The sequence below is a fragment of the Caloramator australicus RC3 genome, from assembly GCF_000297115.1.
Classification (GTDB): Bacteria; Bacillota; Clostridia; order Clostridiales; family Caloramatoraceae; genus Caloramator; species Caloramator australicus.
This window is the reverse complement of the sequence record NZ_CAKP01000065.1, coordinates 40,023-57,147: the sequence shown is the minus strand read 5'-3', so window position 1 is coordinate 57,147 and position 17,125 is coordinate 40,023. Positions and strand designations below refer to the sequence as shown.

Below are 17,125 nucleotides of genomic sequence, written 5' to 3'. Positions count from 1 at the left end.
TAGCCGCCACCTCTTTTAAACTTTTAAATTCTCATATTCTAAAAATGGATCCTGTATTTCTATTTGGTGGGCTTCTGCATCACTAACTCCTGCATAAAGAATTGCCCTTCCGTTTCCAATTCTTATTAATCCTCCGCTGAATATTACATCCTTAAGATCAGCACGTTTGCTCTCACCCTCCTGAAAATCATCCCTAACAGCAATTATTTTTATTGGTGTTCTTTCAAAATTTGTTGGGTTAAAGGCAAATACCATAGAATAGTAATGCCTATTCATTTCACCGTCAAAGCATGCAACGTGGCCTAAAACTCCTATAAGTCCATTTTTCAAAAAATGTAATTCATTTGCACCTCCCCATTCTTCCTCATCGAACTGTCCTTCAATTAAAGGTGCACTAACAATAACATCTTCATTTAACTCATCTAATGAATTAATTAATGTAAAACCTATTTTGCCTCTACCTCCAATTTGACCTTGAGGTCTTGTAAAGACAGCAATTTTCCCATTTCTTAAATCTAATATTCTTATATCCTTCATCATTTCAGGACCTTTAGTAAATCTTTTTAACGAATATATATCCTTTCCTCTAAAAAATACTGTTCTATATCCCAATGCACCTTTTATTTCTTTATGAGGATATATCTCAACTCCACCTAATATTATTTCATCCTTTATAAATGTAAAAAAAGGATCTTGAAGTTCTAATACTGGAGCATCCTTCATCAGCACATATTTATCATTTTTTTCCTCAAAAAACATAACCTTTGAATGTTCACTATCTCTTTTTTCCACTCTTCCTGCTATTACTTTTTTCCCAAGCATATTAAATGGTGCTGTTATGTTATAAACATCAAAGCCCTCTACTCCCTCAAAAACTATTTTTTTACTAACTTTTTCCTGACTATTATTCAAATATTCTTCTAAAAGTTCTTTACACCTTTTATCATTGAAATGCACTTTTAGCATAAATATTCCTCCCGTCAAAAACAAACTTTATCCTTTTCTATTGCAGCAACTCCAATTACAGTATCTGCAGCACCATAATAAACATAGTATTTGCCATTTGCTTCTACTGCTCCACAGCTAAATACAACATTGGGAACAAGTCCCTTTTTCTCCCAATCAAGCTCAGGTTCTAATATAGGATAAGGTAATCTTTTTATAACTTTAGATGGATCCTTTAAATCAAGTAAAGCTGCACCAAGCCTATATACATTGTAATCATCAACTGCATGATAAAATAAAAGATACCCATCCTCCCTCTTTATTGGGGGCCCTGCAATACCTATCTTTTTTGATTCCCATGTTCCTTTTATAGATTCCATAACTACCTTATGCCCTTCCCAATTTATTAAATCATCTGAATATGCAATCCAAATATTTGGATGTCTTCTATGAAAAAGAACATATTTATCCTCAATTTTATCCGGAAGTAGTGCTGCATCCTTGTTAGGTTCATCTAAGACTACCCTATGCCCCTCCCAATTTTTCATATCCTTTGACCATGCCATGCAAATTCGAAAATTGTCCCATGTCACTCCGCCAAATCCGGTATATAGCATATAATATGTATCATCTATTTTAGTTATCCTTGGATCCTCTACTCCCCACGCCTCCTGCTCTGTTGTCCCAACAAAAATTGGTTCATTAAATCTTTTAAAGTTTATTCCATCATCGCTTACTGCATATCCTATAGAGGATACAAATTTATTTTCTTCATATGGTCTATCTGTATTTAGAACGAATTTATTATTTGATGCCCTATAAAACATGTGAAACTTTCCATCTTCATAAATAACAGCAGCATTAAATACCGCAGCCTTTTCCCATTCATTAGTAAAATCAGGTGTTAATACAGGTTCTAAAGTCAATCTCTCTAGCTTGAACATCAATTATCCTCCCAACGCTTTTTAGTTGAATAATTTCCAGTTAGGCAGTTCTTTATATCTATGGCAACTTACAAAATGTAAATCATTTACTTTTTCTAAACCCGGCCCTTTTAAACAAATATCCTTTGAATAATTACATGCATGAATGAAAGGACATTCTTGGGATTCGGGCGTCCTTTTTGGTGGTTCGTAGGATTTCAATTCCTCAACTATTTTTCGTTTTGATAGCTCCGGATCTGGAACTGCTGTTGATGAAATCAATACTCTGGTATAAGGATGCTTTGGATTATTTATTATTTCATCACAGCTTCCAAATTCAACTATTTTACCACCATATATTACTATCAATTTTCCATCGCCTTCAGCAAAATATTTTGCAGCTCCTATATCATGAAGGATTAATATAATGGATATATTTAATTTTGAATTGATATCCTTTAGTAGCTTAATTATAGATGCCCTAAGGGACATATCTATCATGCTTATGGGCTCATCTGCTACTAATATTTCAGGATTAACTGAAAGAGCCCTTGCAATTGCGAGTCTCTGTCTTCCTCCACCTGATAAATGATGGGGGTATTTATTCAAAAAATAATTTGTTGGCGTCAACCCAACCAATTCAAGTAGCTCTTCTACCTTTTCCTTTACTTCGTGTCTTTCACATATCCTATTAAACAGGATTGGGTCCTTTAATATGCTAAAAATATCTTTACTGGGATGTAAAGAAGCATAAGGATCTTGGTGAACATATTGAACCTTGATCCTCATTTTTTTGTATTCCTTAGAATTCAACTTGCTTAAATTTTCTCCAAACCAATAAACTTCACCTTTTGAAGGTGTTTCTAAATCGCACATTATTTTAGCTAGGGTGCTTTTACCCATACCGCTTTCCCCAATTATGGCTATCTTTTCACCTTTTTTTATATTTAAGCTTACATCATCTAATGCTAATTTTTTTACTTTATTAAATAATCCAATTGAATAAATCTTTGATACATTTTTTAATTCTAATACAGAACTATTCATCTACATCTCCTCCTGCACTTTTATATAGAAAACATGCAACCTTAGAACTATCATCTAATTTTATTAAATCAGGAACTTCTTTTTTGCATATTTCACTTGCAAATTGGCATCTTGGATGAAATTTACATCCAGGAGGAGGATTTAATAGGCTTGGAGGATCTCCTTTTATCCCCTTTGGTTCATCATCCTTTGATAGGATGGACATTATTGAATTGATTAATCCCTTTGTATATGGATGTTTAGGCTCCTTGAAAATTTTAATTGTATCGGCCTTTTCAATAACATGTCCACCATAAATAACTACTATGTAATCTGCAAGTTCTGCAGCTATTGCAATATCATGTGTAATAAAAATTATAGTTATATCTCTATTTTTCTTTATCTCCTTTAAAAGTTTAACAATATGTGCCTGGGTAATTACATCTAGTGCTGAAGTTGGCTCATCCAAAATCAATATTTTAGGATCGAATAAAAGAGCTAAGGCTATTAAAACCCTTTGTTTCATTCCACCAGAGAGCTGATTCGGAAAGCTATCAAGGACTGTTCCCGGTTCTAATCTTACAAGCTTTAAAAGTTCAGATGCCCTTTCCCTTATCTCATGATTTGACCATTTAATATTATGAGACTTTACTGTATCAACAAAATGATCTATTACCTTCATTGTTGGATTTAAGGATTGCTGTGCCGCCTGTGGTACATAAGCAATTTCTGTCCACCTTATTTTTCTTAAATGTTCATAATCGCTTTTTAATATATCATTATCCTTATAGAACACTTTGCCACTGCTTATCCTCCCATTTGGAGGTAGACTCATGGTAATTGCCTCTATAAGCGTGCTTTTACCTGATGCGCTTTCTCCAACTACAGCAGTAACGCTGTTTTCAGCAATTTCTAGGTTTATATTATTAGCTGCCTTAATCGTCCCTTCCTTAACAATGTAATGTGCGCTTAAATTTTCAACCTTTAACAATGCCTTCATCATTCATGCCCCCGAAGTTTAGGATTAAATGTTTCTTCTAAGCCTTGTGCAAATATAATTCCTCCATAGATAAGAAGAATTATATTCAATATTATGAAAAACGGATAGTGAAATGCCCTAGGAGTATATAAGGCCCCCGCTTGATAAAGGGCATAATTTAGCATTATCCCCCAATGGGTAGAATCAAATTTTGCAAGCCCTAAAAACATAAGGCCAATTGTAAATTCCATAGCCCCTTTTAGTTGCATCGCAAAATTTACAAGGATATATGGCGCAACAAGGGGGAAAATATCTTTAAATACTATATAATAAAGAGGCATATTGAGCATTTTGGAAGCTTCGATAAATTCTTTACTTTTTATCGACATAACCTGGGCAGAAACCTGTTTCGCAAGGGGTGCCCAAAGCCAAAGGGCTACAATTAATGAAATCTGCACCATATTAAGGTTTGAATCGGCAAATATCGCTGCCATTATCAATAATGCTGGAAAGGATGGTATTACTAAAAATATTGAAATTATAGCATCGACAAGTTGTCCTATCTTGCCAGTCAAATACCCCCTTAATATCCCTAAAATGGTTCCAATTAATACTGCAAAAAAACTTGATGTCATACTTAAACCTATAACAGTTCTAGCACCATTTACAATCTGGGCAAAAATATCTATCCCAAAATAATCCGTCCCAAAGGGATGTTTTAAAGATGGTGCTAAATACCTTTCTGAAAAGTTTGATTCTAATGATAATGGAACTATATATCGGCCAAAAATGGCCATAAGGACGTAAAATAAAATTATTATAAATCCTATAAAAGCTTTTTTATTATATTTAAATAAGCTTATACCCTTTGTTAAATTAATCCTCAATTCACTCATTTTACCTTCACCCTTGGATCAATTAATGAATATATTATCTCAGCTAAAAAGGTTGCTATAATAACCCCTACTACAATTAAAGAGAACAAGCCTGTTAATAGCCCATAATCCCTAAGAGCTATAGCCTTTCCAAAATAAAAACCTATTCCAGGATAATTAAATATCGATTCAACTAAAGTGTTTCCACCCAGCATATAGCCAAAGGCAATTGCAAGGCTCGCCACTAAAGGTAAAATTGCATTATTTCTTATATATTTTCTTGCAATAGTTGAATCTTTAACTCCCCTTATCATCGCAAATCTAATATAATCTTCCTCCATTATTTGTGGTGTGTTTCCCCTCATGGCAAGGGTCCAAACAGCAATTTGAGGTATTGATATAGCTACTATTGGGCCTATAGCATGTTTTATAACGCTAATTATAAAATCCATTGAAAGAGAAGGTTCCATATCTACTGGATATGCTCCACCTAAAGGTATAATCCTTAGTTTAATAGCACCTACAAATAAAATCAAAACAGCTAAAACAAAAGGTGGAATAGCTTGAATTATGCTGGATACAAATGAAATTGAAATATCAACTGCTCGTCCTCTTTTTTGTGCTGAAAAAGCACCTAGATAAACACCTATTATAAAACTTATCAATATAGATATAAAAACAACAAGTAGAGTCCAAGGAAGGGATTTTGCAACTATTTCATTAACGGTTGTTTGATAATATGTTGAATAACCAATGTTTCCTCTTATAAATTGATTCAAAAACTTTACATATCTAATAAATAAAGGCTCGCCGGTATCTATTCCCATCATTTGATGAGCAATCTCCAGCGCCTTATTTATATCCATATTCCTTTGTTGTGATATAGAAACAGCCAGGCCATAAGCGGGATCGCCTGGCATCTTATTGATAAGGAAAAATATCCCGCTTATGGCTATAAACAATACAAATAACAAATAAATTAATCTATTTAATATAAACTTCAAGTCTACCTCCTCCAAGTTCAATTATTTTGCTTTTAATACTCCCTCAGTAATTAGAAGATTATATAATCTTTCTATTCCTCCAGGAGCTAATGACCATCTTCCATCTTGTGCTGATGGCCATCCTGTTAATCTTGCACTTGAATAATATATTGGAAGAACCTTTTCAAATAGTGGAACAACTGGTAAGTATTCATTTGTAATATAAGCTAATTTTTGAATTATTTCTGTTGCTTTCTTGCTGTTGTTTATATTTACCCTTAATTCTTCCACGAGATCAAATGGTGAATATTCTCCCCACGGAGTATTGAATTTTTCCTTTGATGGGAATGCTGTAATATTTGCAATATCCCACTGATAAAGTCTTGCATATCCGGTCATTGGATGTGGATAACCCCACCATGCAGAACCAAATTCTATAGCACACTCATACTCTCCACTTCTCATTACCTGATCTCTCATTCCATCAGGTATTAGCTTCATTTCAACCTTAAATCCAAACTTATTAAGCTGTTGAACAACTTCCCTCGCTGCTAAAACCCAGTCGTTATGAGGTCCATATACTGAAAGAACAAACTCAACAGGCTCATTTGAAGGTGTATACCACTGATTATCCTTCTTCGTATATCCAGCCTTCTTTAATATATTTTCAGCAGAAGCAGCACTTGTTGTATATTTAGTCATTTTACTTAGTGTAGCGCTATTTACCCATTTGCTTTGCATGCTGCTTAAAACTCCAGTATAATACTGTCCTGCTGGATTAGCTTGCCATACAGAAACGTCTTTAACTTTATTCTTGTCTATAACATATGCTATTGCCTTTCTTAAATTTAAATCTTTGAACAACTTATTATTAAAGTTAAAAATTAATGCAATTTCTGAAAGGTCTGAAACTGTTTTAACATTTAGATTAGGATTTATAAACTTCAACTGCTCTACAACATCCTTTGGCATATTAGGATGTGCTGCATCAAGCTCTCCTGATACTAATGACGCCCATACAAATTCGTTAGAAGACCATCTTCTAAATACTACCCTTTCTGTAGTATTTTTATTAGCAAGCCAATGATACTTATTTTTGCTTAAAACCATTTCAGATTGGATTATTTTAGTTGGTTCATATGCACCAACAACGGGCATTCTCTTTAATGTTTTGTATGGTGAGAATTTATTTACTTGATCTCTTAATGCTGAGCTTAACTTTTCATATTGCTTCTTTGTTTCGTCAGAAACTGTTTTTCCTGACTGTGTATCATAGAATATTTTCTTACCAAGTTCAGCAACTTGCCTTGCTTGTCCATACCATTTTGAATATACGTGATATGGAACTAATGAACCCATAGCACCGTCAGTAAGTATTGTATGCATAAATGAAGTTGGTGCATCCTTCCACAAAGTAAACTCTACTGTATTTGGATTTATAGCTCTTACAGTTTGAATTTCATATGGCCACTGCCACATAGCTTGAATAAAGGCTACTGTATTAACAACATCCTGGGCTGTAAATGCTCTCCCATCCGACCATTTTGCATTTTTCCTAAGATATACCGTTAATTTGCTTCCATTAATTGTCCACTTTTCAGCAAGCCTTGGAATATACTGACCTGTTTGCGGAATATAATAAGCAAATGGTTCGTATACAAACCACCAAGCACCGCCAACAGCCCCTGGCCCAAATGGATTTCCGTGGAATGGATATGGCCAGTCTGATGCAAGTTTAAGATCGCTAGTCTTTTTTGTAGCTGCAAAGGAGAAGTTAAAGCTTGAAAAAATCAATGTAAGTGACATGAAAAGCACAAAAATTTTAATTAATGTTTTTTTCATGAATTTTCCCCCCTTAAAATAAAATATTAATTTAATTTTTTTAAAGTTGATCAAATATTTTTCTATTCACGCACCTCCTATAATTAATCTCAATATATATTTATTGCTAAAATTTTCAAAATAATTATATTACTCTGTAAATTGTTTTTCAATTTAATTTAACTTGAATTTTTTGATATTTAACTTGAATTTAAAAAAACAGGCAAAGCCTGTTTTTAGAAAATGCTATTTATAAAGATTATCCCAATCAAAATTGGAGTAGCATATTTTAAAACTAATAAATAGATCTTTAATGGATTTACATTTTTAATCCTCATTTTATTTGTAATTTCAATAATAACCTCTTCTCTCCTAACAAAATACCCTACAAAAGCAGAAATCAATATTCCTCCTAGTGGCAAGAGGATATTAGATGATAGATAGTCAAATATGTCAAAAACAGACTTTCCTAAAAGCTTTACATTGGATAAAACATTTCCTTCAACTGAAAGGGCTGCTAAGCTTCCAAATAATGCAATGATGCATGTAACCATCAACACGCTTTTTATTCTACCTATTTTCTTAACCTCCATAAGATAGGCAACTGGAACTTCAACTAAAGATAGCATCGCCGTAGTTGCTGCTATTGAGGTTAATAGGAAAAACATAAATAAAAGTACGTTTCCAAAAGGTAATTTTGAAAATATCAGTGGTATTGTTATAAACAAAAGTCCCGGACCATAGGAAGGTTCCATCTTGAAGGCAAAAACCGTTGGAAATATTGCAATGCCAGCAAGAAGGGATATTAATGTGTCTGACAGAGCAACTTTTAAGGATGTCGACATTAAATTATCATCATCAGTAAAGTAGCTTGCATAGGTAATCATGGCCCCAACACCCAATGATAGTTTAAAAAAGGAAAGCCCTAAGGCAGTTAAGATGCTGCTTGACTTGAGTTTTGAAAAATCCACAGCAAACAAAAATTTTATCCCTTCAAGAGAATTTTCTAACGTTAGAGCCCTTATATCACAAATTAAAATTAGGACAAATAAGACTGGCATCAATATTTTTGTAGCCCTTTCTATTCCTCCTTTAACGCCCATAGTAAGTATTATTGCAACTACTAAAAGGGCAGTTAATTGCCATAAAATAACACCCTTAGGGTTTGTTATTGTATTTATAAAAATATCCTTTGAGGATTCCAATGTAGCCCCATTAAATTTCCCCATCAAACTTTTAAAGGTATATGAATAAACCCATCCCGCCACAGCGCTATAAAAAAACATGATTAATAGGGAGGCTATAATGCCCATATAACCTACTATACTCCATTTTCTACCCCCAAGTTTTTCAAAGGCTATAACAGGGTTTGATCGCGTTTTTCTTCCTATAAAAAATTCGCTTATCATAACAGGTATTCCAACAAGCAAAACGCAAAACAAGTAAACGAATAAAAACGCGCCTCCTCCATTCATTCCAGTAACATAGGGAAATCTCCAGATGTTTCCTAAGCCTATAGCAGAACCTAATGTAGCCAAAAAAACTGCTAAACTTGATGAAAATTTTTCCCTTTTCATAATACAGCCCCCTTTAAAAAAATTAAAGGCACTTAACCCTTTTTAGGGCGAAGTGCCTTCGCGGTGCCACCTAAATTGAGCAAAATGCTCATCTTTTTCGGATGCCAACACATCCTATCCCTGTAACGTGGGAAATCCGGCCCGGGCTACTTAAATTCACCCTGCATCTTGTGAACCCATTCAACATAATGGATCGTATCGGGCTTCCACCGTCCCCGACTCGCTGTAACTACCTATTATGCCTACTTCTTTCACGCATCGATTTTGGCTTTTATTTTTATTTATTAAATTTAATAATAATAACATTTTCTACTTATGTCAACTAAAATTTTTTTAATTTTTTGAAAAAACAATATTTAGTACTGCTGCACCAATTGCACCGGAATTTTGCCCAAGCTTCGCCTTTACGATTTTACAGCCTTCAAAACTTGCTTTATAGCATCTTTCCTCTACTGTTTTGATCATAATAGGATACAATATATCAAAACCATTGGCTACTCCTCCGCCTAATGCTATAACCTCAGGATTGTAGTTCATAATTATATTTGCAATCCCAACTCCCAGATAAAATGCTTCCCTTTCAATAAGTTCCTTTGCTAAATTATCACCCATTTTATATGCTTCAAATACATCCTTTGCAGTTATTTTCCCATCCTTTGCTATATCTTTTATAACGCTTTCCCTTCCTTTTTCTATTTCCTTTGCTGCAAAATTTGCAAGGGCTGTTCCCGATGCATACATTTCAAAGCATCCATAACTTCCACATTGGCACTTTTCGCCGTCAAAGTTTATACTAGCATGCCCAAATTCTGCCGCGTTAGAATTTGCACCATCATATAATTTACCATCTATTATTGCTCCCCCGCCTATTCCTGTGCTAATAGTGATATAAACAAAATTTTTCGTTCTATTACCAGCACCAAAGTAATATTCAGCTAAAGCAGCACAATTGGCATCGTTTTGAAGCTTCACAGGAATTTTAAACTCATCCTCTAATATCTTTGCCAAAGTTATATCAATCCACCCCGGAAGGTTTGGAGGATTTAAAACGATTCCCTTTTTTGCATCCAATGGCCCCGGAGATGCCACCCCTATGCCTTCCAAGTCAGAAACATCTAATTTTGCATCTTCTAATACTTTATAAACCGTCTCCTTCATCCTTTGAATAACTTTTTCAGGTCCCTCATGGGCTAATGTAGGCAGGGTATATGAAGAAACCATTTCACCTTTATTAGTAATAATTACGGTGTTTATTTTCGTTCCCCCAAGATCAATACCACATAGAAATTTATCCATAATATCACCCATTAATATATATTTTCATTGTCACTATTTCCTTTGGCTTAAAGCTTATAGTAACATCATTTTTTATGTAACTTAGCTCATCTTTATCTTCCTCCAGCATATTAGAACGCAAAATCCTATTAAAATTAAAGTTCAACTTTATTTTGGCAGATTGGTCAACACTTGTTAGATTAAACAATCTAATAATTATAGCCTCATCAAATTCAGCCTTTTTAAAAGCTGATAAAACAATACCTTCTCCTTCAACTTCAACTAAGGAAAATTTATTAGGCAAAACACTTTTTGTTACTTTATTTGAATAATAAGCCATTAGGGGTGTTTCATATTCAAAGGCCCTTTTGTATATATCATCCTTAATACAATCATTACTATGTAGAACAATTGAATATTCAAATATTCCTTCTCCTATGCATTGTGCATCCTTTGTAAAAACTACTGGTGTTGTGCAAGGCTGTCCATCTTTTGAATTCGGAAGAACATCCCTAAACATATAGCTTACTGATCTTAAAAGGGTTAAACTTACATCCAATTTTTCTTCTTTTTTAGTTTGATATTCATAAATACCCCTTGTTGCCAATGTAAAGGCCTTTCTACCATCTGAAACACTTACAAATAACTGGGTAGGCTTAAAGGGAGTTTCTATTTCATTTTCATTTAAGTCACATTCTTTTATTTTTATGCTTCTTTCTATTATATCAAATGGAATATAGGTTTTTTCCTTTTCTGTATTTATATCTGAATTAAAATTAACTGTCAATATATGATCCTTTGCATTGTTTTGAATTTTTGTTTTAAAATCAATCCTGTCAATCCCCTTATAGAGGGTTACATAGGAAACTATTTTATTTGTAACCCTCTCATCATTTCTTTTTACAAATCCATCAACACCGTTTGGGACTTCCATTTCAAATTCAAGCTTTATAGTTGAAGAAATTTCGCTATTTTTTGTTATAGTAAAATTCTTTAATGTTGGAAAAACAACTTCATCCCTGTAGGCAGGCGAATATTCGTATTCATTTCCTGCATCTGACCTATCCTGAAATAGATGCATTCTTTCATAATAATTGCAATTTTTCTTATCAAAGATATTAAGTGTTCCATCTGAATTTACTTCTATTTTATAAAATTCATTTTCTATGAATCTTTGGAAGATATATTGCATAGATTTTTGAACATATCTTCTTTTTTCCCTCAAAACTTTTGGTTTTATTTTATAAGTTTTATACCCTAATGGTGGAATATTTTCAGCTATAAATCTTACTTTAAAGCAAATAACTCTTTGTTTTTCCTTTGATTTATTTTTAAATTCATTTAATTTTACTCTTTCAAAAATATCTATTATTTCATAGTCAACTTCATCTTCACCATCATAAATAGTTATGTCCTTTACATCTTTTCCTATAGGGAACTCAATACAAGCTTCAACTACGTCCCTTCTTCCCCAATTAAGAGGATTAAACACTACTAATGCCATGTCTTCATCTTCAAAGTTTTTCATATCAATCAAATCAGCTATATTCCCCATCGCCATTTCCGTTAATCTTCTACTTATTTCAAAGGAGTGTTTATATCTATGTTCAACATCCTTCATAGTTTCATCTGAGGAACAACCGCATATGCTGTCATGGGCATTGTTTTTAATAAGCTCCTTCCATGCCTTTTTTATTAGATTTTTAGGATATTTAATATCGAATATGTATCCTAAAGCATTCAATGGTTCACAATATTTTTCTAATTGTATTTCGCAATTTTTATTCATTTGCTTTATTAAATATCTTGTTGAATAAACGGAAGGATTTACTTGGGATGAATTTGCATCCCTTAATTCTCCTTTAATTTTTAAAAGCGCTTCGAATTTAATATTTTTCTTTACATCTTCGATATAATCATCAACGGATGATTGAAGGATTTCTATATCTTTAACTTCCTCTTTAACCTTTTCTAATAATTCAGGTAGGTTCCCCTGAGGATACAAATGATCTGATCCGTTTAAAAATAAATAAACTCCACTTTTATTTGAAGGCTTTAGCTTATTTAATACCTCCAAAAAATGTTCCTTTGGGGATTTACCCAAAAGCCCAAAGCTCTTTAAGTTCCAGTACCCAAGTTTCAAGTGGATTCCTAAAATGGCTGATCCATCTTCAGACTCAAATATAAATTCACTATATGGGCATCTTTTATTATCAAGTCCTCTAAAGAATAGAATATTATCTATATTAAATCCCCTTAATATTTGTGGCAGCTGAGAGATATGGCCAAAATTATCTGGAAGATACCCTGAAAATGACTTTCTGCCAAATTTAATTGCTAAATCATGTCCTAAAAGGAGATTTCTAATTAAAGATTCCCCGGATGGTAAAAACTCATCCGGGATAACATAAAATGGTCCAATAATTAATTTGTTGTTTTTAACAAGATCCTTTAATTCGTCATACCTTTCTGGATTTATATCTATATAATCTTCAAGGGGGATCGTTTGACCATCAAAATAAAATGATTTAAAGTTATCCTTTTTTAAAATCTCCAACAATTCATCCATCATATCGCACAATCTAATTCTAAAATCATTAAAAGTCCTATACCATTCCCTGTCCCAATGGGTTGTAGAAACAACATGAACCTTATCCATATTGCCACTTCCTTATAAATATTCTTCTACCATTTCAAGCGCTCTTTTCCTTACTCTGCTCAAATTTAGTTTATATCCAATTTCCCTTAGCTTTTCTTCAAGTTCTTTTAAAAAACTTTCATATTCATCTTTATTTTTTTCTTTTTCCAGCTCTAATAGCGTTCTTTTTGCAAGTAAATAAGATATTTCTGCTTCTAAATATGCCCTATTATAGCTCTCCCTTTCTAAATCTGTTTTTGAAGAAATCATTAGATCAAACAGCTTTTTAGCTCTTTCCTTTTCTTTTTCTACATCATCTATGGTGACTAAAGGAGATGAAATGTAATTTGAAAAATCCTCGTAAAAATTACCTTCATTCAATATTTTAAAGTTTACTTTTTCTAAATCCATTTCAGCGGATTCGTAAATAATTTTTATTGTTGTAATCTCCTTAGATTTAATATTTATCGTTATTCTTCCATCATTTATTTGTAAATCTTCTATTTCATCTTCATTTAATGTGACCTTAAAGACTTTTTTGGCACTTAATAATGTTTTTATGTTGATTTCTTTATCAAATTCATCTAAATTTACAAGCCTTATTATCAATCCCTGTCCATCTTCTGATGGTTTTATTGATGTTACTTTAATATTTTCACCTATGACTTCCAGCAATCCTAAATCCTCTTTTACAGTTCCTCTATGCTTATCCGTTTCAACAATAATTAAAGGTGAATTATATAAAGCATAGTAATTGATAAGATCAATTTTGCAATTATGAGGAATAACAGCATATTCAAAAATCATATCCCTTAAGCACTCTGCTTCAGGAGTAAAAATATTAGGACCCGCATCGCCTTCTCTTGTTAATAAATTTTCCTTTGCTATTCTATCTACTGCTCTAAATAAGGTCAAAGCGATAATATTACCCTTAATAACTTCATATTCATAAAGCCCTTTAGTTAATATTGCAAAACCGTTACTTTTATCATTGAAGTCTATTAATCCCTTTGTTAGCTTTGTCCTTGATTCAAAGGGTTCCCTTGCACCCTTTACTATCCTTTTAACTTTATCTGGGATTTTATAATATTCATCATCTACATTAGTTGTTTCATTATATATGTCATACTGAGTATAGGAATTAATAAAATTGGTTTTAATATTTAAAGGGAACAATACCCTTAACCTATGATCCTTTGCAGTATTTTTTATGAAGGTTTTAAATTTTATTACTTTAGAATCAGCCTCCACCGTTATGTAATTTACTATTGGTAAATCAATTTTATTATTGGATCTTAAATTGCCTTCTAATTTTTCTGGAAGTCTAATGACATATTCAATCCTTATAACTGCTCTTAAAGAACTTTTTTCAACAATTTTTATCTTTGCTTTTAAATTTAATGTATTGATTTTCTCATCTTTGACTATATAGCTAAAGTTATACTCATCTCCTGCATCGGCTTCATCCTCAAAATAGCAAAGATTTTTATATTCTTTCCCTGTTTCCTTGTCGTATAAATCAAATGTTCCGTTTTCGTTTATTTTTATCAAGAGGAACTTGTTTTCGATTACATCATCGTAAATCTTTATTCCATCTTCCTTATTCCTTTCTATTTCCTTCTCATTAAAATATATCCTTTTAAATCCAAAAGGCTTTATACCCTGTAAAAATAAAATTATTTTCCCATTAACCCTTTCAAACACTATCTCCTTACCATCTTCATCGACAGGTATTAACCCCTCATAGTTATCCTCTAATATAACCGTTTCTTTTCTTTCTACCGGATAAAGGTTAAATACCACAACTTGATTTTTACTGTCTCCGTCAGTTTCTATAAGTGGAATTATCCTCGATAAAGAACTTTCTATCCCATCTAAGGTTACTTTTTCAATCACTTGATATCTTTCTTCCATATCCCTATGAACATCATCTATACTTACTCCGCAAATGCTATCATGGGGATGATTCTTTAATAAAGTCCTCCATATATTATCTCTATCTATGTATATATTTTGTCCTAAAATATATCCCATTCCAATTAAAGGCTCTAGCTGCCTTATAAGCTTTGTTTCACAATTATAATTCTTTATTTTTAGATAGTTTCTAGTTGATACAACACCTGGAAATACTGAAATTAGTTTTCCACAATCTAGTATTTCATCTATTTTAATCATCTTTTCTTTAAATCGTCTTATGTTTTCAAAATATTCCTGAGGCAATACTTGCTTAACATCTATATTTTCGAATTGAACATCTTCTAAAAGCTCTAAAACATCATCAGGATATATTTCCTGATCATATCCGTTCATAATGAGCACATTATTTGAAATTGTAAAATCCTTTAGTTTTTCATACTCACTTTCAATCCTCTTTTTAAATATATCCTTAAATTCACCTAATCTCATTCCATTTCTATAACTTGCTATTAAATATGAAGCTAAAACTTCACTTTTATCCGGTGACTGCCATATAAATTCTGATTTTATATTATCATTTTCAAATTTAGCTCCTCTCCATACAACTAGAGAGTCAATTCCAAATTTTTTGTGTATCTGAGGGCACTGACTTACTTGCCCAAAATTATCTAAAAGCCACCCTATCATCATAGGCCTGCCAAATTCTTTTGATATTTTAAGGCCATATAATATATTTCTAACTAAACACTCTTCATCGACTATCTTCCAATCCGTTTGCATATAATATGGTCCGATAACCAAATTTCCCTTTTCAATGTAATGTTTTAATTTATTCTTATAATCCTCTACATTTAATCCCTTTTTATTAAGTTCATCCAAATAGTCTTCTAAGATTAGTGTTTGGCCATCCAGCACAAACTTAAAATCCGATCTTTTTTCAAATACCTCAAATAATGAATCAAAAAACTTTAAAAGCCACTCATTTGTATAGGGGCTATTAAGATACCACTCTCTATCCCAATGTGTGTGTGAAATTATTGATACTGTCCCTTTTTTCATTGCTCTCCTCCTATTAGTCTTCATCTTTATTGAATAAATGCATCTTATTGCCTTTCAATTTTAAATAACATTTTTCATCCATAGGGATAAACTTTTCAGGTTCCACCCTTACAGTCAATAAAATATTCCCCATTTCAACAGTTACATAATCGTCAGAACCTAATGTTTCTCTTATAGATGTAACCCCAGTTAAAGAGTTATTATCTTTTTCAAAGCTAATTTCAATATCCTCTGGTCTTATTCCTAAAACTACATCTTTACCCTTTATGCTTTCTTTTATTTTCTCCTTCAATAATTCAGGAAGTTCTATTTTCCCCATTTCAAATACAAAATAATTTTTATTATCTATTAATTTCAGCTCACCACTTATGAAATTCATAGCAGGGCTTCCTACAAAACCAGCCACAAACTTATTGGCAGGGTTATTATAAATTTCAGACGGAGTACCTATCTGCATTAATTTCCCATCCTTCATAACAGCTATTCTATCGCTCAAGGTCATTGCCTCAGCCTGATCATGCGTTACGTAAATTATAGTGGATTTTAATTTTTTATGTATCCTTTTAAGTTCTGTTCTCATTTTCACCCTTAATTTAGCATCCAAATTAGACAAAGGTTCATCTAAAAGTAAAACATCTGGATCTAAAACTAATGCTCTTCCAAGGGCTACTCTTTGTCTTTGCCCCCCTGAAAGTTCAGCAGGCTTCCTATTCTCAAGCCCCTTTAAGTCCAAAAGTTCTAGGACCCAATTAAGTTTTTCCTTTCTAATTTTCTCAGGAACCTTTTTAATCTTAAGTCCAAAGGTTATATTTGCTTCAACCGTCATATGTGGGAAAAGTGCATAACTTTGAAAAACCATTGCAATACCTCTATCCTTTGCAGGGATGTCGTTAGAAAGTCTATTTCCAATATAAAGTTCCCCTTCACTTATATCTTCCAGTCCAGCTATCATCCTGAGGGTTGTTGACTTTCCACAGCCTGAGGGCCCAACAAGACTTAAAAATTCACCATCACTTACATATATGTTTAAGTCCTTTACTGCATGAAATCCATTGGGATATCTTTTGTTTATATTCATTAACTTTAACTCTGCCATTTTCTTACCTC

Annotated in this window: 12 protein-coding genes and 1 other annotated feature; all 12 genes read right to left on the bottom strand. The window is 32.7% G+C overall.

The window, feature by feature from the left end; all coding sequences use genetic code 11:
- Window positions 1-15 precede the first annotated feature (15 nt).
- Window positions 16-966, bottom strand: coding sequence for a DUF1861 family protein (locus CAAU_RS05780; protein ID WP_008908487.1), 951 nt, complete (start codon window positions 964-966; stop codon window positions 16-18).
- Between the two features lie 14 nt (window positions 967-980).
- The gene (locus CAAU_RS05775) at window positions 981-1,889 is read right to left on the bottom strand and encodes a beta-1,2-mannobiose phosphorylase (RefSeq protein ID WP_008908486.1); all 909 of its coding nucleotides are present in this window, start codon (window positions 1,887-1,889) and stop codon (window positions 981-983) included.
- 21 nt (window positions 1,890-1,910) lie between these two features.
- Entirely contained in the window at window positions 1,911-2,915 is a 1,005-nt protein-coding gene (locus CAAU_RS05770) for an ABC transporter ATP-binding protein (protein ID WP_008908485.1), read from the bottom strand.
- Window positions 2,908-3,894 (bottom strand): ABC transporter ATP-binding protein, encoded by a 987-nt coding sequence (locus CAAU_RS05765; protein WP_040306091.1) that lies wholly within the window; start codon window positions 3,892-3,894, stop codon window positions 2,908-2,910. Before CAAU_RS05765 ends, CAAU_RS05770 begins: the two co-directional genes overlap by 8 nt.
- Window positions 3,894-4,769, bottom strand: a complete 876-nt coding sequence (locus tag CAAU_RS05760; RefSeq protein ID WP_008908483.1) for an ABC transporter permease — start codon at window positions 4,767-4,769, stop codon at window positions 3,894-3,896. Before CAAU_RS05760 ends, CAAU_RS05765 begins: the two co-directional genes overlap by 1 nt.
- Window positions 4,766-5,752 (bottom strand): ABC transporter permease, encoded by a 987-nt coding sequence (locus CAAU_RS05755; protein ID WP_008908482.1) that lies wholly within the window; start codon window positions 5,750-5,752, stop codon window positions 4,766-4,768. Before CAAU_RS05755 ends, CAAU_RS05760 begins: the two co-directional genes overlap by 4 nt.
- Window positions 5,753-5,773: 21 nt before the next feature.
- Window positions 5,774-7,573, bottom strand: coding sequence for an ABC transporter substrate-binding protein (locus CAAU_RS05750; protein ID WP_008908481.1), 1,800 nt, complete (start codon window positions 7,571-7,573; stop codon window positions 5,774-5,776).
- 215 nt (window positions 7,574-7,788) lie between these two features.
- Complete coding sequence (locus tag CAAU_RS05745) at window positions 7,789-9,129, bottom strand: sodium-dependent transporter (RefSeq protein WP_008908480.1); 1,341 nt, start codon at window positions 9,127-9,129, stop codon at window positions 7,789-7,791.
- A 40-nt stretch (window positions 9,130-9,169) separates the two neighbouring features.
- Window positions 9,170-9,397, bottom strand: a binding site (T-box leader).
- A gap of 65 nt (window positions 9,398-9,462) precedes the next feature.
- Entirely contained in the window at window positions 9,463-10,425 is a 963-nt protein-coding gene (locus CAAU_RS05740) for an ROK family protein (RefSeq protein ID WP_008908479.1), read from the bottom strand.
- Window positions 10,426-10,429: 4 nt separating this feature from the next.
- Window positions 10,430-13,063, bottom strand: coding sequence for an alpha-mannosidase (locus CAAU_RS05735; RefSeq protein WP_008908478.1), 2,634 nt, complete (start codon window positions 13,061-13,063; stop codon window positions 10,430-10,432).
- Window positions 13,064-13,075: 12 nt separating this feature from the next.
- On the bottom strand, window positions 13,076-16,018 hold the full coding sequence (locus CAAU_RS05730; protein WP_008908477.1) for an alpha-mannosidase: 2,943 nt from the start codon (window positions 16,016-16,018) through the stop codon (window positions 13,076-13,078).
- Window positions 16,019-16,031: 13 nt separating this feature from the next.
- Window positions 16,032-17,114 (bottom strand): ABC transporter ATP-binding protein, encoded by a 1,083-nt coding sequence (locus CAAU_RS05725; protein ID WP_008908476.1) that lies wholly within the window; start codon window positions 17,112-17,114, stop codon window positions 16,032-16,034.
- Window positions 17,115-17,125: the final 11 nt, after the last annotated feature.

Bases quoted from the DNA above. Each gene is read 5' to 3' on its own strand.
- CAAU_RS05775 (WP_008908486.1), bottom strand. From the start codon at position 1,889: ATGTTCAAGCTAGAGAGATTGACTTTAGAACCTGTATTAACACCTGAT.
- CAAU_RS05750 (WP_008908481.1), bottom strand. From the start codon at position 7,573: ATGAAAAAAACATTAATTAAAATTTTTGTGCTTTTCATGTCACTTACA.
- CAAU_RS05780 (WP_008908487.1), bottom strand. From the start codon at position 966: ATGCTAAAAGTGCATTTCAATGATAAAAGGTGTAAAGAACTTTTAGAA.
- CAAU_RS05730 (WP_008908477.1), bottom strand. From the start codon at position 16,018: ATGAAAAAAGGGACAGTATCAATAATTTCACACACACATTGGGATAGA.
- CAAU_RS05760 (WP_008908483.1), bottom strand. From the start codon at position 4,769: ATGAGTGAATTGAGGATTAATTTAACAAAGGGTATAAGCTTATTTAAA.
- CAAU_RS05740 (WP_008908479.1), bottom strand. From the start codon at position 10,425: ATGGATAAATTTCTATGTGGTATTGATCTTGGGGGAACGAAAATAAAC.
- CAAU_RS05745 (WP_008908480.1), bottom strand. From the start codon at position 9,129: ATGAAAAGGGAAAAATTTTCATCAAGTTTAGCAGTTTTTTTGGCTACA.
- CAAU_RS05735 (WP_008908478.1), bottom strand. From the start codon at position 13,063: ATGGATAAGGTTCATGTTGTTTCTACAACCCATTGGGACAGGGAATGG.
- CAAU_RS05770 (WP_008908485.1), bottom strand. From the start codon at position 2,915: ATGAATAGTTCTGTATTAGAATTAAAAAATGTATCAAAGATTTATTCA.
- CAAU_RS05725 (WP_008908476.1), bottom strand. From the start codon at position 17,114: ATGGCAGAGTTAAAGTTAATGAATATAAACAAAAGATATCCCAATGGA.
- CAAU_RS05765 (WP_040306091.1), bottom strand. From the start codon at position 3,894: ATGAAGGCATTGTTAAAGGTTGAAAATTTAAGCGCACATTACATTGTT.